A 25,694-nucleotide genomic window follows, 5' to 3' on the forward strand; every position below is an offset into this window, starting at 1 on the left:
CCTCTCCCCCCGCCGTCGGCGACATGCGTCCCCGTTCTCGCCCGCGCAGCCGAGCAAGCCGTCGTAAGAACGCACCCCTGCGAGAGCCCGCCGTTCTGCCGTACGCGGCTTTCGGCATTCGGCAGGACCCTGGTGCCCGAACGCCGGAACGAAAACGCTGGTAGAGACCATCACGCCATCCCCGGCGTCATCCCAGTAGTAGGACACGAATCCTGGGACTTGGCGGAGGATCCATCACCACGACGGGCACGCCGCGTCCCGAGTCTTCATTCCACGACGAACAGATCGCGTCGGCGTTCTGACCAAGCATGTCATTCGCTCGTTCCGCACGACCCGTTGATCACCACAGGAGCGGGCAAAGGACACCACGTCGCGCCCTGCGGCAGGGCCCTCGCGGACCGAGAGCGCCACGCCCCCTGGCCTCAGGACGCCAGGAAGGACCTCAGTGCGTCGGCGACAGCCGGCGCATCTTCCAGCTGCGGATAGTGCCCGACTGCGGGCGGTCCGGCGAGCTCGATGACCGAGGCCCGCGGCATCCTCGTGCGGATCCGCGCCAGCACGTGAGCACCGCTGACGGGGTCGGCCGGCCCCCATACGAAGAGCACGGGGCCGGGGTACTCCTCCAGGGCGGCCGTCCACCGCCCGGCATGGCGGCTGCGCTCGTCGATGTAGCGCAGCAGCCGCGGCGCGCGCCGGTGGCCGCCCGCCCGGGACGCCGCCGCCCACAACTCCCGTACATCCGCATCGCAGAGCTCCCGCCCCAGCACACCGCGCAGGGCCGCGCCGAACCGGCGGCGCGTGGTCAGGGGGGCGATCAGCGGACCGAGCGGCCCGTGCAGCAGGCGTTGGGTCAGTACCGGGCGGTGCAGGTCAGGGTAGAGCCCGCCGTTGAGCCAGGCCATGCGGGTGACACGTGACGGATCCCGGGCGAGCAGCTCCTGCCCAACGCTGACGCCGTAGTCGTGGGCCACCAGGGCGGTGCGTCCGGTGCCGGTGCGCCGCCACACCTCCTCGACCAGCGTGGCCTGGTCGAGCACCGAGTACGTGTGCTGGCGCGGCTTGTCGCTCTCCCCGAAGCCGAGAAAGTCCAGGGTGGTAACGCGCAGTCCGGCCGCGGTGAGGGAGGGAACGACCGCCGCCCAGTCGTGGGAGGAGGTGGGAAAACCGTGGAGCAGGGTCACGGGTGCCCCGTCCGCAGGACCGTCCTGGCGTACGAAGACCTCATGGGCGCCGACCGGCACGCGGGTACCGCCCCGGATCCAGTGGTCCAGCGGCGGCAGGACCGGAGTGCTCTTCATCCTGCGGCCTCCTCGGTGTGCAGGTGGCCCAGCCCCATCAGCAGTACGCGCAGTCCGAATGCGAACTCCTCAGTCCCGTCTAGGGAGTTGAGGAGGTCTGCATGGCGGCGAACCACTGGATGGGTCTGGGGGGACAGACTGGCGAACAGCTCCGTCATCGCCGCGCGCTGCGGGCCCGTCCGGGCCGCTCCACCGGTGTCGAGTACGGCCGAGCCGATCACGAAGTGGGTGACCGTGAGGTATACGTGCACGGCGGTGCGCGGGGCCCACCCCTGGGCGAGGAGCTGCCCGAGTGCGTGCTCGCGGGCACGCAGGGCGTTGGGCCCGAGCAGCTGGCCACTGGTCAGGGCCGGCACGAGGGCCGGGTGAGCAGTGAGGACCCGGCGGAACTCCCGCGCCCCTTGCTCCAGGCCGGCCCGCCAGTCCCCGTCGAGGGAAGGCAGCCGTATCTCTGCGAGCATGTGATCCACGGTCTCGATCAGGAGTTCCTCCCGGCTCGCCACATGGCGGTACAGGGAGGTGTGGCGCACCTGGAGGTACTCCCCGAGGCTGCGCATCGTGAGGGAGTCCAGCCCGTCGCGGTCGGCCAGTTCGAGCGCGCCCGCAGCGATCCGGGCGAGGGCCAGCCCGCCCGCGCGGGGCCGGCGCCGGTCACGCTCGGCGTAGCGAGCCTGCCACCACAAGGCGGAACCGGGGGCCGCGGGCCGCGGGGCGGGCCCCGCGGGCGGGCGACGGTCGGGGGCTGTTGCCATAGCGGGGCCCTATTCGAAGAGGTCGGGGTCGGTGCGGACGATCTCGTCCCACAGGGGCTGGAAGGAGAACCAGCCTGCGAGCGGAAAGCCGGTCTGGTCACGGGCGTGCCGGGCGGCCTCGGGATCGATCAGCAGGGGTGTACCGGCGGCCTGCGCCAGCAGCTGCGCCTGGGCGCTGCGCTCCATGGAGATGAACCACCAGGCCGCCTCGTCGACGGACTCGCCGACGGTGAAGATGCCGTGGTTCTGGTGGATGACGGCCTTGTGCGGCCCCAGCCCAGCGGCGAGCTGCCGGCCTGCCTCCTCCTCGACCACCACGGCACCGGCGCCGTCCTGGTGAACGGTGTGCTGCTCGTACAGAGCGCAGGCGTCCTGGGTGATCGGATCCAGCAGGCGGCCGAGACTGGAGAAGGCCTTGCCGCGCACGGCGTGTGCATGGGCTGCGGCGACCACATCGGGACGGGCCGCGTGGAGGGCGGAATGGATCACGAACCCCGCGCGATTGACCGGGTGCCGACCATGGCGGACCTGACCCTCGTGGTCGACCAGGATCAGGTCGGAGACCCTGACGTGCCGGAAGGACATGCCGAACGGATTGACCCAGAACATGTCCGGATACTCCGGGTCACGCACCGTTATGTGCCCCGCTACGCCCTCGGAAAATCCGAACCGGCCGAAAATGCGGCAGGCTCCGGCGAGCCGCTGCTTACGGTGCGCCCGCTCTTGGTCCAGGTTGTCGAACACAGGGGGCAGTGACAGCTCCAGGTCCTCCTGGCGCGGGATGAAGACGCTGCCGCGAAGGCCGTCTGCCGTACCGCCCATTGCCGCGCCACTCCCCGCCATGCGTTCAGCAGCTCGTTCCTCCACGCCATCCCTTTCCCTATATGCGTCCACTGGACGCACATCATGCGTCCAGTGGACGCATTGCACAAGGTCCCGGGAGCGTCCGAGTGGGCGGAGCACTTCACGCTGCGGTTGAGGGAGATGGACGGGCGGGCCTCGACCGGCACGCCGTGAAAAAGTTGAATATTATTCACTTTCTATTGAGAGGGTGGGTCGAGCGACCCGAAAGCACCATGAGCAACCCGTCCAAACGGCGTCGCCAGCCGGGGAATCGACCCGTGAGCTGCCGCCGACTCGCTTCACTTCCACACGTCCGACCGCGCACGCGCAGCGCCGGCCAGCGGAACCGTTGCAGCGTGACGGGCGGGGGCGGTGGTCAGAACATGGTGTTGTAGGGGCCGCCATCCCCGGTCGGAGCGGTAACCGTTGGAGAACACCAGCGCGTGGCAGGTGGGGCACCTCCAGGCGCCAGCCGGCTGCGCCGGTCGCAGAGGAGGGTGGACGGGAGGCGCCAGGAGCCCTGCCGGACGGGGCCGCCGGGGACGGAGCCGTGTCGGGCAGGCAGTCGGGGCAGCGGCTGAAGGCCAATAGGCGCTCAGCGGTCCTTGGCCATGCTGATAGGGCTCTGGTGCCGCCCGGGGTCGTCGATGCGCAGCGCCGTGTCGTCGGGGGGCTTGCCCGGCCAGGGTGAGTGCCTGGGCGCGTTGCCACTCCAGGGCGATTGCGCCGGGTCCCCACGCCCACCGCTCACAGCCAGCCGCAGCGCTGCGCCTGGAGGCCCATCTGGAAGCGGTTCTCGGCGCCCAGGCGGGCCATCAGGATCTGGAGCCGGCGGAAGAACGTGCGACGGCTGACGCCCAGTTCACGGGCGATGACCTCGTCGCTCGCGCCTCCGGCGAGGAGGCGGAGCAGTCGACGGTCGGCCGGCGGGAGGCCGACCGGGCGGGTGGCGCGGCCGTGCAGGGGCAGGGCTGCCTGCCAGGTCTGCTCGAAGAGGGCTTGCAGTGCGGAGAGCAGACCGCACGGCTGTACCACCAGCATCGTGTTGTGCACGTCCGCCTCCCTGATCGACAGGGACACCAGCGCGTACGCCTCGTCGATGATCACCAGCTTGACCGGCACAGACGGCGCCACCTTGGCCTGCTCGCCGGCCTCGATGCACGGTTCGATGGCCGTCTCCAGCTGCCCGGGCACCTCCAGCGACGCCCTCGAGTAGACCACCCGCTGCGTCACGCCGCGGGCGAGTGTCGCCAGTGCGTCGTCGGTGGCTCCGGCCAGCGGGAAGTACGGCGGCGAGTCCAGCTGCCGGATCTGCTCGCGGGCGCTGGCCCACGCATGGCGCATCCTCGGGCCGATGGCGTCACCTGTCACCACCTCGACGAGATTGTCGTTGTACGCCGCGAGCCGCTGGCGGCGGAACGACTCAAACGCGCCGCCCACGGTGATGCGCGACTCCTCCAGCTCCGCCGCCCGGTGCCGGGCGAGGATCTCCAGGCCGGCGGCGGGTGGCACCGGCGCCACCACGTCCGCGCCCTCCTCGGCGGCGCTGGCCAGTCCGGCGTCGACCAGCTCGCCGTAGGCCGCGCCGAGCGTGGCGCTGTCCAGTCCGGCCGCCTCTCCGATCGCGCCGAGCGGAGCGGGTGCCAGTTCCAGGAGTGCCAGGTACACGCGGCCCGCCACTGGATCGATCCCCAGCAGCCGTAGGGCCTCGCCCAGTTTCGTGTTCGCCATGCACCGCATTATCGACGCCAGCGAGGCAGGAGTGGCCGATCAGTGCCACTGGCACGACTGACCCTCCCCCGGGCGCCGTCCCGCAGTACCGTCCGGGAGCCGCCGAGGCCTCAGGCGGCAGTCGAACCCATCCGGAAGAAGGTGCACGACGTGGCGAAGGGTCGCAAGAACGGGCTCTACTTGGGTATCTCCGAAGAACTGTCCGCTCTGATGAAGACGGGCTGGGCCGACACCGAACGGTGCGACCTCCCGCTTGACGAGCAGGCTCCGTACGCGGCCCGCCGTCGCGCCGCGCTCTCCGCGCGCTTCCCCGGCGAGCGGCTGGTGATCCCGTCCGGCAACCTCAAGACTCGCTCGAACGACGATACCTACCCGTTCCGCCCGTACTCCGGCTACGTCCACATGACCGGGGACCAGGCCCGCGACGGCGCGCTCGTCCTCGAACCCCGCCCGGACGGCGGCCACGACGCGTACTGCTATCAGCTGCCGCGCGACGGCCGGGACACGGACGAGTTCTGGCTCGGCTACACCGCCGAACTGTGGATGGGCCGGCGTTCCTCCCTCGCCGAGTCCGAGCGCCGGCTCGGGCTGTCCTGCCGCGACGTCCGTACCGCGGCGAGCGAACTGGCCGCCGCCCCTGACGCACCCACCCGCATCGTCCGCGGCATCGACCCGGCGCTGGAGGCCGCCGTCACCACCGACGCGGAGCGCGACGCCGTACTCGAGGAGGCCCTGAGCGAGCTGCGCCTCGTCAAGGACGCGTGGGAGATCGGCGAGATGCGCAAGGCGGTGGACTCCACCGTGCGCGGTTTCACCGACTGCGTGGGCGAGCTCTCCCGGGCGGTCGCGTCCTCCGAGCGATGGATCGAGGGCACCTTCTTCCGCCGCGCACGGCTGGAGGGCAACTCCGTCGGTTACGGCTCGATCTGCGCGGCGGGCGACCACGCCACGATCATGCACTGGACGGACAACGACGGGCCGGTACGCCCCGGCGACCTGCTCCTGCTCGACGCCGGTGTGGAGACGCACACCCTCTACACCGCCGACGTCACCCGCACCCTGCCGATCAGCGGCATGTTCACGCCCGTGCAGCGCAAGGTGTACGACGCGGTGTACGAGGCCCAGGAGGCGGGCATGGCCACTGTGAAGCCGGGGGCCGCGTACCGCGAGTTCCACATGGCGGCGCAGCGGTACCTGGCGGAGAAACTGGTCGAGTGGGGCTTCATCGAGGGCCCGGCGGACCGCGCGTACGAACTCGGTCTGCAGCGTCGCTTCACCATGGCCGGCACCGGCCACATGCTCGGCCTGGACGTCCACGACTGCGCCCAGGCCCGCACCGAGGAGTACGTCGACGGCGTGCTGGAGCCGGGCATGGTACTCACGGTGGAGCCAGGCCTGTACTTCCAGCCGGACGATCTCACGGTGCCGGAGGAGTGGCGCGGCATCGGAGTCCGGATCGAGGACGACCTGCTGGTGACGGCCGACGGCCACGAGAACCTGTCGGCGCGTCTGCCGCGCTCGTCGGACGAGGTCGAGGCGTGGATGGCCCGCGCCGCGGGCTGACGGGAGAACCCGGAAGTCCCGGTGCCTGCTTGGGGATCCCCCGGCGCCGGGTCTTCCGCTGACGCACCACCGACCACACGATTCTCGCGGAGTTGCCCAACGGCGGGCGCGATCGGCGATGACGCGTCGGCAGGCACGGTTCATTCGCCCGCGGCGTCCTCGGCACGAGCACGATGAGCGCGACCCCCAGGATGGCCACGCCGACCCCGCCCATGATGACGGGGGTCTGCCGCACGATCGGGTGACATCTGATCTGGCTTGCCCTGTGGGGTGGGTGGGAAGGATGTCGCTGTGCCCAAGCCCTATCCGGAAGAGTTCCGCCAGGACGTCGTGCGGGTCGCGAGGAACCGCGGCCCGGGCGTGACGGTCGAGCAGGTGGCCGCCGACTTCGGAGTCCACGCGATGACGCTGTGGAAGTGGATGCGCCGGGCGGACATCGACGACGGGACCAAGCCCGGCACAACCAGCCAGGAGAGCGCGGAGCTGCGCGAAGCGCGTCGGCGCATCAAGCTGCTGGAGCAGGAGAACGAGGTCCTGCGCCGGGCCGCGGCCTACCTGTCCCAGGCGAACCTCCCGGGAAAAGGATCTACCCGCTCGTGAAAGAGCTGGCCACGGACGGCATTCCCATCACGGTCACGTGCCGGGTCCTCAAGCTCGCCAGACAGCCCTACTACCGGTGGCTGGAGCGGCCGGTGACCGATGCCGAGGTCGAGCGGGCCGCTCGCGCGAACGCGCTGTTCGACGCCCACCGTGAGGACCCGGAGTTCGGCTACCGCTTCCTGGCAGACGAGGCCCGCAGCGCGGGATCCGGCATGGCCGACCGGACCGCGTGGCGGATCTGCCGGGACAACCGCTGGTGGAGCGTATTCGGCAAGAAGCGTGGCAGGAACAAGAAAGCCGGCCCACCGGTGCACGACGATCTCGTTCGCCGCGACTTCACCGCGACCGGCCCGAACCGGCTGTGGCTCACCGACATCACCGAACACACCACCGGTGAGGGGAAGCTGTATCTCTGCGCGATCAAGGACGTCTTCAGCAAGCGGATCGTGGGCTACTCCATCGACACGCGCATGAAGTCCCGCCTGGCCGTCACCGCCCTGGACAACGCCGTGGCCCGGCGCGAGCACGTCGCCGGATGCATTCTGCGCAGCGATCGCGGATCGCAATTCCAGTCCCGGAAATTCGTCCGGGCGCTCGACCGGCACCGGATGGCCGGATCGATAGGAAGAGTCGGGGCGGCTGGCGACAACGCGGCCATGGAGTCCTTCTTCAGCCTGCTGCAGAAGAACGTCCTAGACCGCCCGACGTGGGCCACCCGCCAGGAACTGCGGATCGCGATCGTCACCTGGATCGAGAGGACCTACCACCGCCGCCGCAGGCAAGCCTCGCTCGGCAGGCTGACCCCCATCGAATTCGAGACCGTCATGACGACACCGGCCCTTCAGGCCGCGTGACCGAACCTGTCACCCGAACCTGCATCAGACCTTCACCCGGCCCTCCCGAGGGGGCCAGCCCGTCATCCCCCTTGCGCGAGTCGGCCCCCCACCCCTCCGCTCGAGAGACCCGAGACAAGAGAACCAGACCTGGGCCAGCGCGCCCCAGCCAGCCGGAGTACGTCGGCAGGCTGCGGCTCGGGCAGCCGCCACGATGGCGGGCGCAGCAGGCGGGTGAGGGAACCTGGGGGGCGCCTGCTCCTCCGATCCATCGATCGCTCGGCGGCTTTCGGCACAGCAGTCGCTGCGAAACGGCTGCTCGCCCCGCTCGGTCGCAGCATATGGGTGTACCGCGGGGGTAGGCGTGGGGCGTGAACGACCAGGAGTTCCAGCGGCCACAGGCCGAGGACCTGCTGACGGGGCTGAGTGTGGATGACCGCCGGCCGGAACAGCCCGTGCTGCTGGACTCCACCGGAGCACCGATCCGTACCTGGCAGGAGAACTACCCCTACGACCGCAAGATCCGTCGGGTCGAGTACGAGCGGACCAAACGGATCCTGCAGATCGAGCTGCTCAAGCTACAGCGCTGGGTCAAGGACACCGGAGCCCGGCTGGTGGTGATCTGCGAGGGCAGGGACGCAGCGGGCAAGGGCGGCACGATCCAGCGGTTCACCGAGCGCCTCAACCCCCGCGGGGCGCGGATCGTCGCCCTGGACAAGCCGACCGAGCGGGAGGCAGGGCAGTGGTACTTCCAGCGGTACGTCGCCCATCTACCGGCAGCCGGTGAAATCGTCTTCTTCGACCGCTCCTGGTACAACCGCGCCGGCGTTGAGAAAGTCCTGGGCTTTTGCACCCCGGAGCAGTACGAGCTGTTCCTGCGACAGTGTCCGGCCTTCGAGGCGATGCTCGTGGAGGACGGGATCCTGCTGGTCAAGTTCTGGTTCTCCGTCTCCCGCGCCGAGCAGCGCACCCGCTTCGCGATCCGCCAGGTGGACCCGGTGCGGCAGTGGAAGCTGTCCCCCACGGACCTGGTCTCACTGGACCGGTGGGACGCCTACACCGAAGCGAAGATCGCGATGTTCCGAGCGACCGACACCGACCACGCGCCGTGGACGGTGGTCAAGAGCAACGACAAACGGCGAGGCCGGCTGGAAGCGATCCGCAGCCTGCTGTGGCGCGTCGACTACGACCGCAAGGACGGGGCAGCGGTCGGCCGCCCCGATCCCCTCATCGTCGGCGCCGCCGACACACTCCTGGAGGCCGGAGAGGAACCCACCGATCTCTCACCCACCCCCCTGGCATCACCCAACCCGCTGACCGGCCCGCCCCTCGGCCCCGGCCTTCACCCCCACCCGCAGCCTCCCCCCTCGGGCCCACGATCCTCTGGCTCCGGCCTGCCGCCTCACCGCTCCAACGGCTGAGCCGACCGACTCGGCCCAGGACCGACCATTGATAGTGGCGACACGCAGTGGCGTGTCACATGCAAGAGCCTGCCTCCATTACGCCAGACGGCCGCCTGAGCCCTTGGATGCATCGCGGCGTCCTGAACCTCGGTGGGGAAGCCGGCGGAGGCGTCATCGCCGATGTCGCAGGCAGCACCAGAGCGACCGGCCGAACAGAGCCAGACCACTCCGCTGAGGATGACGGACGTCAGCACGCGAGCTGTCGTCATCAGGCGGGTCTCCCTGTCGACAATCGGCCGGAGCCAGTCTCCCGGCCGGTGAAAACTGGGCAGGGGTCGACCGCTCGGTTGGATCCGCGCCCGGGATGTCGGATCAGGTGTGCAGGAGGCTGTTGGTGCCGTCGTGGCCGTCGGCGTGGTCCTCGTCGAACCAGTAGTCGCCCGCCGCCAGGTAACGGAAGGAGTGCACGCGCTTCGCCGGCAGGCCGACTGTGACCGCGCGCATGCCGTCACCGCGGGGCTCAAGGGTGTGGGCGCCGGGCTTCCACTTGTTGAAGTCACCGACGACGCTGACCGGACCGGGCGGAATGTCGGCGGGCAGGACGAAGGTGACCTGAGCACGGTCCTTGAGCAGCTTGCGTTCGAGCATGGCGGAGAGCTCCTGCAGACGGGGTGGCTGTTTCGGCTCATCCTGCGGCTCCCATCGCGGGCAGGCACCCGCACACGGCCGCGCGCGGCTCCGGCTTCACCCGCCCGGTGCCACCACCGACGAGCACGGCACGCCCTGACGTCGGCGGCGGCGTGCCCTCGGCCTCCCTTGGAGCCGGGCCGTGACGGTCCTCGATGCCAGAGCGTCCCGGCGGCGTCTCGTGTTGGGCACGCTCCTGCTGATCCCCCTGGCCGTGGCGGTCTCCCGGCTGTACCGGGGCACGCACCACCCCTCCGACGTGGTGGCGGGGGTGCTGAACGGCGCCTGCACTCTGCTCGTCGTGGCGTACGCGGTGCTGCTCTCGCGCCCCGGGGAGACGAGGGCTTCCGCCGCCTCGGCCCCGGCAGCCCCTGGAGGTGGCCTCCCCGCGGCCCGGACCTGCGAGGACGGCGGCACCGCCGGGCTGGGGGCGCGTCGGGCCCGGGCCGTGGTGGTCCGCCATCCGCACGCATGCGGTGAGGGGTCGGCAGCCCGGGTGCGGGCCGTGCTGCGCCGCCACGGATACGAGGACCAGGTGTGGACGCTGACCTCCGTCGAAGACCCGTGCGGCGCCCTGCCCGCGCACGTGGCCGGGGCTGAGACCGAGCTGGTCGTGGTCTGCGGAGGGGACGGCACCGTACGTGCCTGCGCCGACGTGGTGGCCGGTACGGGGATCGCCCTGGCCATCGTCCCCTGCGGCACCGGGAACCTGCTCGCCCGCAATCTGAGGCTGCCCTCCGATCCCGCCGCCGCCCTCCGGGAGGCCCTGTCCGGGCAGCCCATCGCGCTCGACGTGGGCCGGGTACGGGGCGACGGCCTGGCGCCGGCCCGGTTCACGGTCATGTCGGGCGCCGGGTTCGACGCGGCCATGGTGCGGGATGCCTCGGCGCGGCTCAAGGAGCACCTGGGCTGGGCCGCCTACCTCCGTACGAGCGCCAAGCAGGCCGCGACCACCCCTCCGACCCTGCCGGTACGCGTCCGACGAGGCCTTGCCGAAACCCCGCCATGCCCTGGCAGCTGACCAGAAATGAGCACGGACATACAGTCCACTCCGCCCTTCCTCATCCTGCGGCCGACCGCCGACGCCAAAGCCCTCATGAGAGTCCGGTAATCGCAGAGGGTCGGCACGCACACCTTGGGTGCCCATAGCCCCGCCGACGACCGACGCAAATCCGCCGACCAGCCAGAGCGTCCGCCCTCCAGCCTTCTTGGCGCCCACCCCGCGAAGCCCCGCGGCTTGCCGCCCTGCGCCCACTGACGGCCTGGGAAACACCCGCACGGAGGACCCGCGCCTCCTTCGCCGGCGCTGCGGGTTCTCCGTCACCCGGAGCCAGCCCAAGGGTGCGGATGCCTCGGCCTGCTCTCCAGCTCTACGACGGAGCCGACGCAGGGGAACGGTCGCTCATCCCTCGATCAGGTCTCGGTCGAGAGCATGGATCACTCATGTGATCTTCTGTTCAGAAGAGGGCCCTAACATTGGCCCATGTCCAATCTGCCGTCACGGATCGAACTGTGCCCGCTCACCCTCGCCGACCAGGATGAGTTCTGCTCGCTCGTGAGGGCCAGTACCAAGCTCCACATGCCCTGGATGCAGCTGCCCGCGACCGCGGAGGAGTTCCAGGGGTGGATGCGCCGCTTCAGCGACGGCACCAACCTGGGTTTTGTGATCCGCGTTCATAAGACCGGTGCAGCTGCTGGCATGGTCAACATCAACTCGATCATCCGGGGCCGTTACCAGGGCGCGTCCCTCGGCTATGCGGCTTTCGCCCCGTCAGCGGGGCAGGGTTACATGGCCGAAGGGCTCACCGTCGCCCTGCAGCACGCCTTCGACGACCTGCGTCTCCACCGGCTGGAGGCGAACATTCAGCCGGCAAACAAGGCGTCGTTGGCCTTGGTCCAGCGGCTGGGCTTTCGTTACGAAGGCCTTTCGCCCGCCTATCTCTATATCGACGGGGCCTGGCGCGACCACGAACGTTGGTCCATCGCCGCGCCATCCCCCTGGACGCCCGACCCTTCCCTTCCCGAGGTCTAGGGACTTCCGTCGATGCAACGAGGACCTGTCCGGCCGATCATGTGCGGTGTCACTCGACCAACGCTTCGCCGTAGTGACGGTGGAAGAGGGTGAGGACATCGAAGGCCAGTGTCTTGCCGCGCAGGTCCTCGCGATCCGTATGGACCGTCGCGTGCCTCAGGTCGGTGACGTCGACGGCGGTTACGTTGACGGCTGGGTCGTCGAAACTGAAGGTCACCTTGCCGGGCTCGAGATCGGCGTCGTTGAGGATCTCGATCGAGACGCTCTTGCCGGCGGCCATCGCCCTGGCCTTCGGCAGTGGCAGAGGCATGTCCCACGTCTCAATGAAGACTTCACCGGAGAGGGGCCGCCCGACGTTGTTGCACTCGACGAAGAGGTAGTCCATGCTCACGACGTTGGGCGTCAGTCCGCTGCTGTAGCACTCCGACGCCGAATAGTCGGCGACGAGGGGCATCTCGTGGTTGAGGAGTTGCGCCTCCGGGAAATGGCCGCCGCCCGCCGACGAGTTGCTCGTGAACAGCTGCCCCTTCTTGGTGCTGACCACCATGATGAGCCCGTGTCCGTCGCTGACACCATTGCCGAAGGTGTTGCCGCTACCCAAAGTGCTGGGGAAGACCTCCAAGTCACCCTTGCCCATCCCGCCGTCCGGGAAGCGCACGGCCTCGACCAGCATGTCGGCTGCAGTGACGTAGTTGAGTGCCAGGACCTCGCTGTCGCTGTCCAGCCCGATCGGTACGTGGAACGAACCGCCCTTGTCCACGATCGGCTTCTGGTAGCCGGGGCGAGGGGTGAAGCCCTGCTCCAGTGCGGGGGTGAGATCGATGGGCTCGGGCCTGCTGAAGGTGTGCCCTCCGTCGCGGGAGGTGAGAAGGGCGGGAACAAGCCGGCCCTCTCTGAGAAGGTCCACTCTGCAGACGACCTCCTCGTTCATGATCGCGAAGGACGCACCCCCAACCGTCGGCTCATCCACGACGACCTGCTCCGGCCCCGGCTCGGAGCCCTCGACCCGCCGGAGGAAGATCCGCCCTGTGTCGCGACACTTGTAGCCGAGGACGCCGAACGACGGTTCTTCGGACTGGACGAGGCCGATCGGCACCTGACTGTAGGCAAAGAACGGGAAGTCGGCGTTCTGCGCCTGCGTCTCGACTCGGCGCCCTTCGTGCCAAAGTTCGCCCTTTCCCTCTGGCCGGGACACCCACGTCGCGCCGACTTGGCCCGTGTGCTTGTTCAGACTGATGTGGTATCGCCAAATCGGCCCCTCGGCGATGGTGCGGCGCCCCCTCTGGACTTCCGCGGCGGCGGGCTGCAGGTACTCGCTGAGGAGCAACCGCTGCCTCTCCACCGTCGCGGCCCAGGTGAGGCGTCTCATGTCGTCGCGCAGGACGAGCACCTGGGGTCCCTTGAAGTAGCGCGTACTGTCCGTCGAGCGGGCGATCCGTCGCCCTCTGTGGACATTGCCTTCGGGCAGCCAGTGGCGGGGGACGATCTCTCTGGGGAGGAGCTCACCGTCGAAGAAGCGGTCGTCGAGGGCTTGACTCGGCGATCTGCGCCAGTGCCCGTGCCGTTCCGTCAGCTCGTCCTGCTCAGCCCGGCTTACGAAGCGCATCGATTCCTCCACCAGAGTTCAGGCAGCCGAGGGGAGCTTCCCCACACTGCTCACGGCGAGCAGCCGTGACCACACCGCCTGCGCCGCACTTTTGCCCTATGCCATCTTTGATCGAATCGCCACTCTCCGCAACGAGACACTACGGTGGGTAATCAACTAGTAGCTGTCCGGCCGTGCCACGCTTCCACCCACCGCTCCCGCTTGGAGGGAACCCGGCCGACCAACGCCGCGTCGCCCGCTAAGACCTGCGATCCCGGAGAGCGTCGACTCCTGGCTTTGACGCCTTGTTTCGGCCCCACTTTTCCAGCGGCGGGAGCGGGTGCGGTTGGGACGGCTTGAGCTGGCCCGAGGGCAGCTGCGACTACGCCTACAGCGGCCGGATGAGCAACACGCACCATCGCCCTCGGTTCGGGTCCAGGTCTGTGCCACGGGCCACACGCCACCCGCCGCCGGGACAACCGTGCACCAGATGTCCCGCATGAGGCGTCACGCCCGTTCCGGGCTGGTTCCCTTTGCTACTTCCGAGTCACCCATACGGTCATATAGCGTCCGGAACCTCTTGATCCGCTTCAGTGCCCTGCCGCCCGACGAGGACTCATGGTCGCCCATGCCGACGCACCGATCGCCGTACTCCTGAGGCGAACCGCCCGCAACAAGCCATCTCGAATAGCGGACGGGGGAACACTCCCTTGAGATTCCGGCTCATTCGCTCAAACTACGCCTCCACCTACCCGTCCCCGGAAGACTCGGCACCCGCCCCGAGTCCAGCCGTACACACCGCGGAGCCCGAGGTCGGCGAGGGACCCCTGTCGGCCCACGAGATCGACCTCCTGCGTGCTTCGGTCTCGGTGGTCGAGCCGCTTGCCGCTGATATGACGGTCTACTTCTACGCGATCCTCTTCGCCCGCTACCCCGAGGTCCGTCCGATGTTCCCGCCGGGAATGGACGCCCAGCGCGGCCGCCTGCTGCGCGCGCTCCTGCGCATCGTGGACCTGGTCGACGACCCCGGCAGTCTGGTCCGCTTCTGCGGACACCTCGGACGTGATCACCGCAAATTCGGCACGCTCAGCGCGCACTTCCCGGCCGTGGGCGAGTGCCTCCTCGCCTCTCTGGCCCGCTACGTCGGCCCCGCGTGGACCGCGGACATCTCCGCCGTCTGGACCAAGGCGTACGGTGTGGTCGCCCAAGTAATGATCAGTGCCGCCGAGCAGGACGCGGCTGAACGGCCCGCCATGTGGCCCGCCACCATCGTGCACCGCGTCTCGCGCGGACACCGCATCGCCGAGATCACCGTACGACCCCACACGGCCTACGAGTACGCCGCCGGACAGTACGTAAGCGTCGAAACTCCCTGGTTGCCGAAGCTATGGCGCTACTACTCCCCCGCCAACGCGCCCCGCGAGGACGGCACCCTCACCCTCCACGTCCGCGCGGTGGCCGGCGGCGCGGTCAGCGGCGCGCTGGTCCACCGGGCGGTCGTCGGCGACGTGATCCGGTTGGGGCCCCCGATGGGGGACATGGTCCTGGACACGGCCGTCTACAGCGATCTCCTCCTCGTCGCCGGCGGCACCGGCCTCGCCCCGATCCGCGCGCTCGTCGAAGAGGTGGCGCGGCACGGCGAGCACCAGCAGGTCGACCTGTTCCTCGGGGCCCGGACCGGGGACGAGCTGTACGGCGTCGACGACATGCTCCGCATGGCCCAGCGACACCACTGGCTGACCATCAGGGGCGCAGTCTCCCACGAGTACATTCCCGGGCTCCGGGGAGCCTTGCCGGAGGTTCTGGCCGAGTTCGGGCCGTGGTACCAGCACGACGCCTATCTCAGCGGCCCGGCCCAGATGGTCGTCTCGGCCAAGGAGGCGCTCACGATGGCCGGCACCGCGCCCGACCGCATCCATCACGACCCGTTCGAAACACCCGTCCTGTCCCTTCCCTGAGCCAAGAGCCTGCCCGAACCGCCAGGAGAACACCCCCGTGACCTTGCCCCCGCCAGCCTTCGGATCAGCAGGCGAGCACCGGCTGCAGCAACAGCTGGGCACGTTCGCCCGCGCCGCCCGCTTCTACGGGAAACAGGTACACCCGTACCTCACACACGAGATGCGGGACTTCATCGGCCGCCAGACCATGGTCTTCCTCGCCACGGCCGACACCCACGGTGAATCCGACGCCAGCTTCCGCGCCGGGCCGCCCGGATTCGTCCACATCATCGACGACCGCACGCTCGCCTACCCCGAGTTCCGCGGCAACGGCGTGTTCGCCAGCACCGGCAACATGACCGAGAACCCCCACCTGGGCATGCTCTTCGTGGACTTCACCCACCATCACACAGGCCTCCACGTCAACGGCGCCGCCCGGCTCCACACAGACGCCGGCCTGCGCTCCCTCCACCCCAGCCTCCCCACCGGGATCGCACCCGGACGCAGTCCCGAGATGTGGGTCCACCTGAGCGTCGAAGAGGCCTACATCCACTGCTCCAAGTACATACCCCACATGGAGCCCGCTCCCCGACCCGCCGGCCACGACGCCGCGCGCCCCAGGGATCCGGACTATTTCACCGGGCCGCGGAATGGCACGGACCTCCTCGCGCAAGGCGGCGTAGGACCGCCCGGGTGAGCACAGCCTCCTGGCACGGGTACCGAACGCCGAGTCCGGCGCGGAGCCCCGGTCTTCGTGAGCACCCTGATGCTCCAGGACATCCTCGGCGAGCCCCGATGGGAGGCGCTGGGTGCTGGCGAGAAGTCCGGGGGCACGATCACCGCCGCCCTTCCCGAAGGCCTCACCGGTTCGGTGCAGGACATGCAGGTGCTGCTGGTCGAAGGAATCGGTGTCCGTGGCCAAGGCAGCGAATGCCGGGGACCTACATCCACCACGCTCGTCTTCCTGGTCGACGGCAGGGCATCGCCATACGGCCCGAGGCCCTGCGGCCGGCGACCTGTCTCCCAGCGCTGTCCGCCTGACACCAGACATGCGTGGGGTGCCGTCTGTGGACGAACAGCTGGAAACCCTGTCCACAATTTCTGCTCGTACGCCGGATCCCGCACCACACCCGGCGGCAGCACCGCTTCGGCGGCCTGCGCCAGCATCGGCTCCACCGGGGGCCCGAGCACCACAGCGGCTCTCCCTCGCTCGCACCGGCCCCCTGCGGCCAGCCTGACCCGCACGAGGAGCCACGGCCTGGACGACGCCGGACGGCGCAGTGTGAACCGAGTTGTCCTGTGCCAGCGAGGGTTGAGCATTGCCACCGAAGGTTGCCTCATTCTGGAGGCTCAGACCAACGAGAAGGAGGCAGCGATGATCGCGAGGGTGGCCGTGTGGGAACCGATGCCGACTGACGACCGGGGCTGGGTACTGGATGCCGCCGCTGGCACCTCCGGCGTCCATGGCGCCTATCACCTCATCGATCCTGCCACCGGCAATGGACTGTCTGTCGCCTTCTTCGAGGACGAAGCCGCAGCTCACGCCGCACACAAGGCGATCGAGAAGCGCGCCGAGGAGATCGGCTGGAACAATGTCCCGCACCCGGCGCCCGTTTCCCAGACGATCTATCAGGTCGTCCGGCACGTGTAGCGCGGCGCCAGGAAGTGGGTGTGCTCAGGATTCGGTGGCATGCCAGCTTCGATGGCACAGGACAGTGTCCTGTGCCATCGAACCTTGAGCGCGTGCCATCGAAGTTTGAGTAGCTCACCGCGTCTCGTTTTGCTGATCCTTCGCTGGTGGCTCACGGATCGGGGGCTTCCTGCCCGAGCGGTATGCGTGTGCGGGCATGCTGGCTTCATGGTCCCACTGGGGGGAGGCACACAGTGCTGGGTGTTTCGTCCGAAGCGGCACGGCGGGTGGCCAGCGGCCTGCTGCCGCCCTCTTTGGGGGTCGCGGTAGGAGTGGTTATTGTCTCCACGTCTTCCTACCGGGACGCTCCCCAATAGCCGGTCTGGGCTGCGCCGTGGATCGCTCTCACCGGCGCGGCGGGTGCCGTCGCCTCGTTCTGCCTGGGCCGCTGGCAAGAGCTGCCGCAGGGTGAACGGTCGCCCTTGTCGACCATCGCCGTTCCGGTCACCGTACTCGTCGTCGGCGCCCTGGTGGTCGGACGCGTGCCGAGTCTGGTCGGGCACGATTACGGCTGACGAGGCACGGCCACAGTCGCCGCGTGCGTCATCGGTTCTGTGCCCGCAGCGGCCACGGTCTTCGCGATACACCGCGCCGCGCGGTCCGCCGCCTGGCCCGATAACCGGAGCCAGGGTGAGCAGGTGGTCTGGCTGATCGAGCGGCGACGCTCACTGCTGGCGCTCCTGGCCGGCGTTGGCAGCCTGGTCGCGCTCTCCACACTGACTCTCGGTCAAGCTGGCCAGGTACAGAAGGGGCTGGTTGCATCCGGACGGATCCCCGCGGCCATGGCGGAGACCCCCGGGAGCGTCGTGATCGCGGGCGCGGCCGGTTCGCTGCTGATCGGCAGCATCTACGGCGTCGCGGCGGGTGCGCTGTCACGGCGCGGGCAGGCGCGGTGCGCCGAGGCGTTCGACGTCGCTCAGGCGACCGACGCAGCGGCTTTGCTCGAGCGGGTCGAAAGCCGCCAGAAGCTGGAGGAGCTGATCGGCGCGGACAGGGGGGCATCGCCGACCTGCGGTCCGGCCTTCTGGTGCTCACCCCGCTGATCGCCAGTGCCGCGAGTGCATTCCTGCCGCGCTGAGTCTTCGAGCCCCCGGCGGTCCGGGGAACTCGTGCAGGTCAAGCACCGTCGCCCGCACCCCTCACTCAAACTTCGATGGCACGTACTCAAGGTTCAGTGGCACGGGACAGCCCCTTGTGACTGATTCCCAATGACCGTTGTTGTCCCGTCTCCAAGGATCTGGTCCTCGTCTCAGGTGATCTGGCCCGATTCGCTTGCGGTCTCAGGTGACCTGGTCTGCCAGCCTCCTAGATTGCTTCCAGGACACGGTCAAGCGACGCCCGGCCCGCGGGTCCCCATGTCGGCTTGCCGCCTGGCAGGCCCCGCTCCCCGGCTCGGCCCATGAGGATGAGGAAAAGGCTCTTCGCGGCAGCCAACCCTCGTGCGCGCCGGATCATCGCCTCGTCCGCGTGTGCGTACGCGTCGAAGAACCGTGCAGACGCCCCCGTGGGAAGGAGCACCCAGGCAGCCGCGAGATCGACCGCCGGATCGCCGGCGCACATGTCACCGAAATCGATCACGCCCGAGAGCGTCCCGCCCGAGACGACGACATTCGCTGGATGAAGGTCGCCGTGCAGCCATACAGGCGGGCCCTCCCAATCGGGCGCCGCAACGGCCTCGTCCCAGACGTCCCGGACATTCCGGAGGGCAGCGGCATCGCCTCCAGAGGCGACTTCTTTGAGTCCCTTTTCGAAACCGTCCGAGAGCGTTTTGAGGGGAACGCCGCGATCCTGACTGACCGGTGCATCTGCGGGCGCCTTCACATGGAGCGCTTTGAGGAAGCCCGCCAAAGTGTCGGCCGCGCTGTCGTGGCTGATGGGGGCGCGGTCGGCTGGTTCGCCGGGAACCCATGTCGCGATGGTCCATGGCCGCGGGAAGCGTGCGGACGGTTCACCGATCCGCATGGGGGTCGGGACCGGAAGTGGTAGACGCCGGGCCAGGGCGGGCAGCCACCGGTGCTCGTTGCGCAGGAGGGACGGCGCACGCCCCGTGCGTGGCATGCGCACGGCCAACTCGTCTCCGAGACGCCACAGTTGGTTGTCCCAACCGCCGACCACCTCACGCAGGTCCAGTCCTGCAAGGTCCGGATGCTGCTCACGCACCAGAGAGCGCACCAAGTTCTCATCGATCTCGAAGCTGTCCATGATCTCACTCAACCATCGATGGCACGGGACGCTGATTCGCTGACGTGTTGGAAACGGGCTGTCGCTCGTTGGGGTGACGCCTTCCGCGTCCGGAGCAATTGTCAAGACTTGTGGATCAGCTCGGCAATCACGGCCCTTCTGCCCAAGACTCCTCCGCCTTGCCCCATACGGCAGGAGCGGCAGCCCTGAGCGCAGGCGCGCTGATCGCGCGTTGCTCGTCATGCCAGACGGCGGCCAGGAGTGCATCGAAGGGGAACTCGATGTTCGTGCCGTCTTCGAACGAGATCATCACGTGCGTGTCTGGTCCGGCCCGGTGATTGTCCAGCCACTGTACGTGCGCCACGACAGGCGTCAACGTGCCGCCAGGGCCAACAAGGCGGTAGCCCTCCTCCACCCCCTGCGACCGTACTGGCAACAACGCCGGCTGACGCTTCGCCGCCCGCTCATCCCGGTAGTACCTTGCCATTTCGCCAACTTACCCATCGGCGCAACGGTCAAGACTTGCAGGTCGGTTGAGGTGGATCATGCTGCGAGGCCCTCGGGGCGTTCGACAAGGCGACCGTTCTCGAAGCGGGCGCCAGCTCGAACGAGCGCGACGAGATGAGGTGCGGTGACCGCTCGCCAACGGGCCTGGGCGGACTCCACGAGCTTGAAGACCATCGCGAGGGCGGCGGTGGGGCTGCCGGCGCCGCGGGTGACCTTGGTCCGGAGCTTCACGGTGCTGAAGGTCGACTCGAAGCTCTCTTGTCAACCGGTTGCGGGGAGAGAGCTTGGCCAGGTGCGGCGACGGGCCTCGTCTTTCCACATGTGGCGGATGATGACGTTGGCGAGCTGACGTTTGTGAGCCCGGCGGGCTTCGCGTTTCGTTTTGTTCTCCGCGATCTTCCTCGCGACGTAGGAGCGTGCCGGCTCATGGCACCTGACCTGCGTGACGTGCACGATGTGAAGGATTGCCGGGCCGGTGACGGCGGCTCGCGGGCACAACAAAACAGTTCGACATGGAATGTTTTGATGTCGAAATTATGTCACGCCGGAACGCTAGGGCGCATGCCGCCCCATGTCAAACAGTTCCACGTCAAAGCATTTGGTATCGTCGCCGTATGAACGACGCCGTGGACGGAGTCATCGAGCGGTGGGCGGCCATCCGCCCCGACCTGGACACGGCACCTGTGGGGGTGGTGCTCCGGATCTTCCGCGCCTCCCGGCTCCTGGAACAGGGCATCAAGGGCTACTTCGAGGCCAACGGCCTGGAGCCCTGGGAATACGACGTGCTCGCCACCCTGCTGCGCGCCGGCGACAGTGCGGCGCTGCGGATGAGCGACCTCGCCGGCGCCGCGATGATCAGCCCCGGCGCTCTGACCAACCGCATCGACCGGCTCGTAGCCAAGGGACTCGTCACCCGGGCCACCGACCCCGACAACCGCCGCCTGGTGCGCACCACCCTCACCGACGAAGGCCGCCGCCTCGCCGACGGCCTCATCGAAGGCCACATCGCCAACGAACTTGAGCTCGTCCGGGCCCTCACCCCGGACGAACGCACGCAACTCGCCCGCCTCATGCGCAAGCTACTGCTTTCCCTTGAGGACTCCCCCTGAAGCGACTACGAGTCCGACGCGTCTCGGGCTCGGTTCGGACAGCAGGAGCGCGGCGGGCCATGCACTCGCCGATCCGCCCCGCAGACCCCGCAAACGCCGAGATCCCGCCCGGTCTTTCGACCGGACGGGATCTCATGACGGTCTCGGGAGCAACCCGTGAACTGTCGTTGAGTGGCCGGGGCGGGATTTGAACCCGCGACCTCTGGGTTATGAGCCCAGCGAGCTGCCGACCTGCTCCACCCGGCGGCCTCCACCGTAAGACGGCAGGATGCGCGGGTGCGAGCGAATATCCGGGCTGCTCCGTTGCCGTGGGCGGGCTGCTCCTACGAGCTGGTGGACCGGGCTCCTCCCCCACATCCGGCCGTGTGTGCCTGCGCTTGCGCTTCTCGGCAGTCGGGGTCGTGACCGCGTGCGGTCTCGGGTTCGGTGCTGCCGGCCACGATGAGAGCGAGGAGGACTGAGGCGGCCTCGCTCTGGAGGATTCGGACGGCCTGACGTAGCCGCTTGGGGTCGGGGGCGGGATGGACAGTGCCACGCATTCCGGGTTGGGCCCTGAGGTGATCGGGACCGCCGCGCACAACGTGCCCAGGGCGTACTCCTGGCGGTCCAGGAGAGGCGCCATGGGGTGCTGGGTGTCGAGCTGGTGGAAGAGGGTTCGTTCGCTGGTGATGGTGTGGGAGGTGAGGCGGATGATGCCGTGGCGGGTCAGGTGGTCCTTGCGTTCGGTGTAGCCGAGTTGGGCGAGGAGGCCTTGGCCGACGGCGGAGGCGTGGGCGGCCGCCCGGAAGTCGACCCATTCGCTGACCTTGGGTGCCTGGGGTCCGTCCACGTACTGGGTGATGGCCACCTCCCCTTCGGTGTAGCGGCCGACGTACACGGCTGCGCCGACCGCATCGCGTACCAGGGCGAGGGGCTGCTGCAGCTGGCTCAGGCCGTTGGCGCCGGCCGCGCCTGCGGCACCGGTCAATGCGAGCGCGGTCCCGGCCGCATAGGCGTTGAGGCCGATCGGCTTGGCCAGGTTTCCTTCGACCAGCATGGCCAGGCTCTCGGCGAGAGCGAGTTGCGGCAGTTTGGTTTCGCGGGCGATCTGGATGGAGCTGACCCCGCCCCAGTACCGGGCGATGACCTCCAGAACACGCAGCGCCTGGTGGACGCGGGCCAAGGCGTCCGGAGCGGGGCGGGCGTCGGGTACCTGTTGCGCAGCGTGGGTGAGTGAGGGCGCGCGCAGGGCCATCGGCGCCCACGTTGAGGGATCGGGCAGCGAGTGCATGCCCGAGAAGTCGGCCAGTGCGTTGCCGGTCTGGGCGGAGGGGAGGAGCCAGACATAGGCGACGCCGTGGCGCACCGGCCCGCCCACCGGCCCTGCCTCAGCGGTGGGCGAGGGGTGTGTGCAGGCGGCACGACTGCGGCGGTGTGGTCCGGAAGCGGCGGCCGCCATCGCGGCCCCCGCTACTCCCCCGGACGGCCTACGCCCCGCGCGGCCACTGAGCCGGCCGCCCCGGCATCAGGCCAGGGCCTGGACGGCATACACCGCCCCCAGGGCGCCCGCGAGGGCGCCAAGCAGGAGCCGGAGCGCGGTCTCGGGCAGGTGCGGTTGGAGACGTGCGCCGAGGTAGCCGCCGATCAGCCCGCCCAGGCCGCAGGCCAGGCCCAGCCACCAGTCGGGCGCGACGGGCCCGGGGCTTGCCAGGGCCAGCAGCGCGTACGTGGTGGCCCCGGCGACGGAGGTGGTGAAGGTCGCGGCGAGGGTGGCCGGCGCGATGCGGGCCATGGGCATGCCGCGGGCAGCGAGGACGGGCCCGAGCAGGGAACCACCGCCAATCCCGTAGATCCCACCCACCACCCCGACCGTGAGGGCCAGGGCGGCGAGCGCGGGCGCCGACGGCTCGACCAAGTCCGGCCGCCGCCGGGCAGGGCGCAGGGTACACAGGCACAGCCACGCGCCGAGCGGGAGGAGGAAGGCGGCGACCAGGATACGGAAGACGGCCGGGCCGGGGAGGGCGAAGACGCGGATGGCGGCGCCTGCGATGACGCCGGGCAGTGTCCAGGCGGCGAGGCGCCGGGCCAGTCCGCCGCGCAGAGCGCCGTCGCGGCGGTAGCGCCACAGTGCGCCGGGCCCGGCCACCACATTGAACAGCAGGTTCGTCGGGGTGACCGCGGGGCTCGGCACGCCGAGGACGCTGAGCTGGACCGGCAGGAGGAAGACCGCCCCGGACACGCCGACCGGAGCGGTCACCGTCGAGATCAGCAGGCCGGCCGCGAACCCGGCCCAGATCGTCCACTCCACCGCTGCCCCCGCCGCTCCGTGATCGCCCGGTCAGTATCGACGGAGCGGGCGGCGGCATCGTGATCCGGCAACGAGATGTTCACGAGCAGCAGGTGCAGCCCGGCCTTCAGCCCGCAAGGAGCTGGTCCCCGACACGCAGTTCGGTGGGCGGGCAGTCCACCGCCACATGTCCCGACGGAACCTGCACCGCATCCTGCCCCGCGCCCGGCGCCCGCGCCGCTGCCGACCGTTTCCCCGCCCTTTCACACGCCACGGTGCGCGCGATCCACTGAAACCCGCCCGCGTCCGTGAGATGCACCACGAGCGGGGACGGGTAGAGCCCGACAGCCTCACCGCGCGCCTGCCGGTCACGGTCGAACACCGCCTCGCCGACGTTGAACCGGGCGCCGCCGGTCGCTGGTGGCCTACCTGCCCGCAGCGCTTCATGAGCACCTGCATGTCCGTGACGACCGCCCCGCGCAGCGGGCCGGTCGCCGCATCACGTTGATGGACGTATTCCTGGCACTGCGCGCAGTCGGGCGGGGCGGTGAGGAGGGCCGGGGGAAAGAGCCGGATGGCTTCTCGGTGGGCACGGGTGTGGTCGGTGGTTGCTGCTACGGTGCACCCCGTTCGCGGGTCGGGCCGGTGCCTATACCTTCGGCCCGCCAAAAGGCGGCGGGCAAGGGCATTCACAGGGGCAAGATCGCCCCATGGACATCGGGGAGTTGATCCGGGAGCTGCGCACCGCGCACGGTTGGTCCCAGGTCCGCCTGGCCGACGAGATCAACCGAGCCGAGGGGACGACTCTGACCCGGGAGTACGTCGCCCGGTGGGAGCGCGGGAAATGCGCCCCGCGCGGGTTCTACCTCGCGGCGCTGTCCCGTCGCCTCGATGTGCCGCTGTCCGTGCTGGAGGACCCCATGCTGCGACCCGGCGGCCGCCGCGATCGCGAGTTTCTGACCGATGTGGCCGGCTCGGCCATAGCCCCCGTGGTCGCCTCCGACCTCCTCGCGGGCGGGCCTTCCGTGGAGGCGTGGGAGGACAAGCTCACCGCGTACGGCACCGACTACATGTCCATGGGCGCAGCCGACATCCAGCGCCGCGTCGCCGGGGAACTGATCGTCATCCAGCAGCAACCAGTGACCTGAGTCTTAGGTTTGGCTTTAGTTCGCTATGAGTCGTCCGGGTCCGAAGATTCCGCCGTTGTCGGTGACCGATACCCAGCGAGCTGTGTTGGAGGGCTGGTCATGTCGTCGCAGGACGGCCCAGGCTCTGGCTCAGCGGTCCCGGATCGTGCTGGAGTGCGCGGACGGGCACTCGGTGATGGAAGTGTCGCGCCGGTTGCGGATCGCGCCCGATACGGTCCGCACCTGGCGGCGGCGCTTCATCGAGCACGGCCTGGACGGGCTGGGTGACGAGCCTCGGCCGGGTGTCCCGCGGAAGATCACTGACGCCGATGTCGAGCGGGTGATCGTCAAGACGCTCGAGGAGACGCCGAAGAACGCGACGCATTGGTCGACCAGGTCGATGGCCGCGGCGACGGGGATGTCGCAGTCGACGGTTTCACGGATCTGGCGGGCGTTCTCCCTGGCCCCGCATCGTTCGCAGACGTTCAAATTGTCGACGGATCCTCTGTTCATCGACAAGGTTCGCGATGTGGTGGGTCTCTACCTCGACCCGCCGGAGAAGGCTTTGGTCCTCTGCGTGGACGAGAAGTCGCAGATCCAGGCCCTGGACCGGTCCCAGCCGGCGCTGCCGATGATGCCCGGCGTTCCCTAGCGACGCAGTCACGACTACATTCGCGCCGGCACCACCACCCTCTTCGCGGCGCTCGAGGTCGCGACCGGCAGGGTGATCGGATCGCTGCACCGCCGCCACCGGGCCGCCGAGTTCAAGAAGTTCCTGGCCAAGGTCGACAAGGCGGTCCCCGCCGGCCTCGAAGTCCACCTGATCCTGGACAACTACGCGACCCACAAGACGCCCGACATCAAGAAGTGGCTGCTGGCTCACCCGCGGTTCCACCTGCACTTCACGCCCACGAGTGCGTCGTGGCTGAACCTGGTGGAGCGCTGGTTCGCCGAGCTCACACAGAAGAAGCTCAAGCGTGGAGTCCACCGCTCCGGCCAGGCTCTCGAACGCGACATCCGTTCATGGCTGGCCGACTGGAACGACCAGCCCAGGCCCTTCGTCTGGACGAAGACAGCCGACGAAATCCTCGACAAAGTCGCCGCCTACTGCCACCGAATCTCTGACTCAGGTCACTAGGAGTACCCGGGGTGCCCGAAGGTGCCCGGCGCGGGGAGACCCTCGCGGTTCCGGCCAGTGCTCAGGCGGTGCACTGGCCGGACCTGGTCCTGATGCCGCCCGGCGGCCCTGTGGTCGCCCTCGAGGTGGAGCTCACCCCGAAGTCCCGGGGCGAGCTGCAGGTGATCCTGCGTGCCTACCAGCGGGCCCGGCGCCGGGTCTTCTACCTCGGCACCGCCCCGGTGGTGCGCCAGTTGCAGGGCCGCCCGGCTCGGACGGGCAGCGCGCCGACGGCATCGCCCAGGACGTCGGACTGCTCCCGGCCCGGGAGCCGGTACCAGGAGTCGGCGGCCTGCTGCAGATCCGGTCGTTTGCGGCGAACGACCAAACTGTCGCCCGCCGGGTCGAGCGGCGCAGTTTGGACTTTGCCCGT

Annotated in this window: 21 protein-coding genes, 1 tRNA gene and 3 pseudogenes; 13 read left to right on the forward strand and 12 right to left on the reverse strand. The window is 69.2% G+C overall.

Annotation, left to right across the window (positions count from 1 at the left end; all coding sequences use genetic code 11):
• Positions 1-422: 422 nt before the first annotated feature.
• The 4 genes from OG625_RS00425 to OG625_RS00440 all read right to left on the reverse strand — a co-directional run bounded on the left by OG625_RS00425 (position 423) and on the right by OG625_RS00440 (position 4,624).
• Complete coding sequence (locus OG625_RS00425; RefSeq protein ID WP_329375791.1) at positions 423-1,298, reverse strand: alpha/beta fold hydrolase; 876 nt, start codon at positions 1,296-1,298, stop codon at positions 423-425.
• Positions 1,295-2,050 (reverse strand): TetR/AcrR family transcriptional regulator C-terminal domain-containing protein, encoded by a 756-nt coding sequence (locus OG625_RS00430; protein ID WP_329375793.1) that lies wholly within the window; start codon positions 2,048-2,050, stop codon positions 1,295-1,297. The genes OG625_RS00425 and OG625_RS00430 overlap by 4 nt, the downstream gene beginning before the upstream one ends.
• A gap of 9 nt (positions 2,051-2,059) precedes the next feature.
• Positions 2,060-2,872: a class II aldolase/adducin family protein gene (locus OG625_RS00435; protein WP_329375795.1), complete on the reverse strand. Its 813-nt coding sequence runs from the start codon at positions 2,870-2,872 to the stop codon at positions 2,060-2,062.
• A 768-nt stretch (positions 2,873-3,640) separates the two neighbouring features.
• A complete protein-coding gene (locus OG625_RS00440) occupies positions 3,641-4,624 on the reverse strand; it encodes a helix-turn-helix transcriptional regulator (RefSeq protein ID WP_329375797.1) in 984 nt (327 codons plus the stop codon).
• A 150-nt stretch (positions 4,625-4,774) separates the two neighbouring features.
• Between OG625_RS00440 and OG625_RS00445 the strand changes: the two genes are divergently transcribed.
• From OG625_RS00445 to ppk2, 3 genes are all read left to right on the forward strand, one after another.
• The gene (locus OG625_RS00445) at positions 4,775-6,187 is read left to right on the forward strand and encodes an aminopeptidase P family protein (RefSeq protein ID WP_329375798.1); all 1,413 of its coding nucleotides are present in this window, start codon (positions 4,775-4,777) and stop codon (positions 6,185-6,187) included.
• A gap of 291 nt (positions 6,188-6,478) precedes the next feature.
• Positions 6,479-7,641, forward strand: a protein-coding gene (locus tag OG625_RS00450; protein WP_329375800.1) for an IS3 family transposase whose coding sequence is annotated in 2 segments (ribosomal slippage) — positions 6,479-6,763 and positions 6,766-7,641 — 1,161 coding nt in all. Because the reading frame shifts where the segments join, the coding sequence is not laid out codon by codon here.
• Between the two features lie 350 nt (positions 7,642-7,991).
• Positions 7,992-9,041 carry a polyphosphate kinase 2 gene (ppk2, locus tag OG625_RS00455; RefSeq protein WP_329375802.1) on the forward strand — a complete coding sequence of 350 codons (1,050 nt, stop codon included), beginning with the start codon at positions 7,992-7,994 and terminating at the stop codon, positions 9,039-9,041.
• Positions 9,042-9,395: 354 nt separating this feature from the next.
• Here the strand turns inward: ppk2 and OG625_RS00460 are convergent, their stop codons facing one another.
• A complete protein-coding gene (locus OG625_RS00460; protein ID WP_329375804.1) occupies positions 9,396-9,671 on the reverse strand; it encodes an isoamylase early set domain-containing protein in 276 nt (91 codons plus the stop codon).
• A 181-nt stretch (positions 9,672-9,852) separates the two neighbouring features.
• Between OG625_RS00460 and OG625_RS00465 the strand changes: the two genes are divergently transcribed.
• Positions 9,853-10,731 (forward strand): diacylglycerol kinase family protein, encoded by an 879-nt coding sequence (locus tag OG625_RS00465; protein ID WP_329375805.1) that lies wholly within the window; start codon positions 9,853-9,855, stop codon positions 10,729-10,731.
• Positions 10,732-11,193: 462 nt separating this feature from the next.
• The gene (locus tag OG625_RS00470) at positions 11,194-11,742 is read left to right on the forward strand and encodes a GNAT family N-acetyltransferase (RefSeq protein WP_329375807.1); all 549 of its coding nucleotides are present in this window, start codon (positions 11,194-11,196) and stop codon (positions 11,740-11,742) included.
• A 49-nt stretch (positions 11,743-11,791) separates the two neighbouring features.
• Here the strand turns inward: OG625_RS00470 and OG625_RS00475 are convergent, their stop codons facing one another.
• Positions 11,792-13,348, reverse strand: coding sequence for a hypothetical protein (locus OG625_RS00475; RefSeq protein ID WP_329375809.1), 1,557 nt, complete (start codon positions 13,346-13,348; stop codon positions 11,792-11,794).
• Positions 13,349-14,037: 689 nt separating this feature from the next.
• Here OG625_RS00475 and OG625_RS00480 point away from each other — a divergent pair.
• The 4 genes from OG625_RS00480 (at position 14,038) to OG625_RS00495 (ending at position 17,997) form a co-directional block, all read left to right on the forward strand.
• Positions 14,038-15,285 (forward strand): globin domain-containing protein, encoded by a 1,248-nt coding sequence (locus OG625_RS00480; RefSeq protein WP_329375811.1) that lies wholly within the window; start codon positions 14,038-14,040, stop codon positions 15,283-15,285.
• Between the two features lie 37 nt (positions 15,286-15,322).
• Positions 15,323-15,961 carry a pyridoxamine 5'-phosphate oxidase family protein gene (locus OG625_RS00485; RefSeq protein ID WP_329375813.1) on the forward strand — a complete coding sequence of 213 codons (639 nt, stop codon included), beginning with the start codon at positions 15,323-15,325 and terminating at the stop codon, positions 15,959-15,961.
• 57 nt (positions 15,962-16,018) lie between these two features.
• Complete coding sequence (locus OG625_RS00490) at positions 16,019-16,915, forward strand: hypothetical protein (protein WP_329375814.1); 897 nt, start codon at positions 16,019-16,021, stop codon at positions 16,913-16,915.
• A gap of 677 nt (positions 16,916-17,592) precedes the next feature.
• Complete coding sequence (locus OG625_RS00495; protein WP_329375816.1) at positions 17,593-17,997, forward strand: hypothetical protein; 405 nt, start codon at positions 17,593-17,595, stop codon at positions 17,995-17,997.
• Between the two features lie 262 nt (positions 17,998-18,259).
• On the opposite strand, the gene OG625_RS00500 is transcribed toward OG625_RS00495, so the two are convergent.
• The 3 genes and pseudogenes from OG625_RS00500 to OG625_RS00510 all read right to left on the reverse strand — a co-directional run.
• The gene (locus OG625_RS00500; protein ID WP_329375818.1) at positions 18,260-19,156 is read right to left on the reverse strand and encodes an aminoglycoside phosphotransferase family protein; all 897 of its coding nucleotides are present in this window, start codon (positions 19,154-19,156) and stop codon (positions 18,260-18,262) included.
• 127 nt (positions 19,157-19,283) lie between these two features.
• Positions 19,284-19,622, reverse strand: coding sequence for a hypothetical protein (locus tag OG625_RS00505; protein WP_329375820.1), 339 nt, complete (start codon positions 19,620-19,622; stop codon positions 19,284-19,286).
• Positions 19,623-19,678: 56 nt separating this feature from the next.
• Positions 19,679-19,891 (reverse strand): annotated as a pseudogene (locus OG625_RS00510) (IS256 family transposase); the annotation flags it as partial.
• 177 nt (positions 19,892-20,068) lie between these two features.
• Here OG625_RS00510 and OG625_RS00515 point away from each other — a divergent pair.
• Positions 20,069-20,260, forward strand: coding sequence for a hypothetical protein (locus OG625_RS00515; RefSeq protein ID WP_329375822.1), 192 nt, complete (start codon positions 20,069-20,071; stop codon positions 20,258-20,260).
• The gene (locus OG625_RS00520) at positions 20,257-20,751 is read left to right on the forward strand and encodes a MarR family winged helix-turn-helix transcriptional regulator (RefSeq protein ID WP_329375824.1); all 495 of its coding nucleotides are present in this window, start codon (positions 20,257-20,259) and stop codon (positions 20,749-20,751) included. The genes OG625_RS00515 and OG625_RS00520 overlap by 4 nt, the downstream gene beginning before the upstream one ends.
• A 172-nt stretch (positions 20,752-20,923) precedes the next feature.
• On the opposite strand, the gene OG625_RS00525 is transcribed toward OG625_RS00520, so the two are convergent.
• The 3 genes and pseudogenes from OG625_RS00525 to OG625_RS00535 form a co-directional block, all read right to left on the reverse strand.
• A tRNA-Met gene (locus OG625_RS00525) sits at positions 20,924-20,997 on the reverse strand.
• 322 nt (positions 20,998-21,319) lie between these two features.
• Positions 21,320-22,189: pseudogene (locus OG625_RS00530) on the reverse strand (IclR family transcriptional regulator domain-containing protein); the annotation flags it as partial.
• 66 nt (positions 22,190-22,255) lie between these two features.
• On the reverse strand, positions 22,256-23,038 hold the full coding sequence (locus OG625_RS00535) for a sulfite exporter TauE/SafE family protein (RefSeq protein ID WP_329375826.1): 783 nt from the start codon (positions 23,036-23,038) through the stop codon (positions 22,256-22,258).
• Between the two features lie 689 nt (positions 23,039-23,727).
• Here OG625_RS00535 and OG625_RS00540 point away from each other — a divergent pair.
• Together OG625_RS00540 and OG625_RS00545 are read left to right on the forward strand one after the other, a co-directional pair.
• The gene (locus tag OG625_RS00540; protein ID WP_329375828.1) at positions 23,728-24,165 is read left to right on the forward strand and encodes a helix-turn-helix domain-containing protein; all 438 of its coding nucleotides are present in this window, start codon (positions 23,728-23,730) and stop codon (positions 24,163-24,165) included.
• A gap of 25 nt (positions 24,166-24,190) precedes the next feature.
• Positions 24,191-25,282 (forward strand): annotated as a pseudogene (locus OG625_RS00545) (IS630 family transposase).
• Positions 25,283-25,694: the final 412 nt, after the last annotated feature.

Origin of the sequence: Streptomyces sp. NBC_01351, assembly GCF_036237315.1 — a bacterium.
Classification (GTDB): domain Bacteria; phylum Actinomycetota; class Actinomycetes; order Streptomycetales; family Streptomycetaceae; genus Streptomyces.

Bases quoted from the DNA above. Each gene is read 5' to 3' on its own strand.
- OG625_RS00425 (WP_329375791.1), bottom strand. From the start codon at position 1,298: ATGAAGAGCACTCCGGTCCTGCCGCCGCTGGACCACTGGATCCGGGGC.
- OG625_RS00430 (WP_329375793.1), bottom strand. From the start codon at position 2,050: ATGGCAACAGCCCCCGACCGTCGCCCGCCCGCGGGGCCCGCCCCGCGG.
- OG625_RS00435 (WP_329375795.1), bottom strand. From the start codon at position 2,872: ATGGGCGGTACGGCAGACGGCCTTCGCGGCAGCGTCTTCATCCCGCGC.
- OG625_RS00440 (WP_329375797.1), bottom strand. From the start codon at position 4,624: ATGGCGAACACGAAACTGGGCGAGGCCCTACGGCTGCTGGGGATCGAT.
- OG625_RS00460 (WP_329375804.1), bottom strand. From the start codon at position 9,671: ATGCTCGAACGCAAGCTGCTCAAGGACCGTGCTCAGGTCACCTTCGTC.
- OG625_RS00470 (WP_329375807.1), top strand. From the start codon at position 11,194: ATGTCCAATCTGCCGTCACGGATCGAACTGTGCCCGCTCACCCTCGCC.
- OG625_RS00475 (WP_329375809.1), bottom strand. From the start codon at position 13,348: ATGCGCTTCGTAAGCCGGGCTGAGCAGGACGAGCTGACGGAACGGCAC.
- OG625_RS00500 (WP_329375818.1), bottom strand. From the start codon at position 19,156: ATGGACAGCTTCGAGATCGATGAGAACTTGGTGCGCTCTCTGGTGCGT.
- OG625_RS00505 (WP_329375820.1), bottom strand. From the start codon at position 19,622: ATGGCAAGGTACTACCGGGATGAGCGGGCGGCGAAGCGTCAGCCGGCG.
- OG625_RS00515 (WP_329375822.1), top strand. From the start codon at position 20,069: ATGGCACCTGACCTGCGTGACGTGCACGATGTGAAGGATTGCCGGGCC.
- OG625_RS00520 (WP_329375824.1), top strand. From the start codon at position 20,257: ATGAACGACGCCGTGGACGGAGTCATCGAGCGGTGGGCGGCCATCCGC.
- OG625_RS00540 (WP_329375828.1), top strand. From the start codon at position 23,728: ATGGACATCGGGGAGTTGATCCGGGAGCTGCGCACCGCGCACGGTTGG.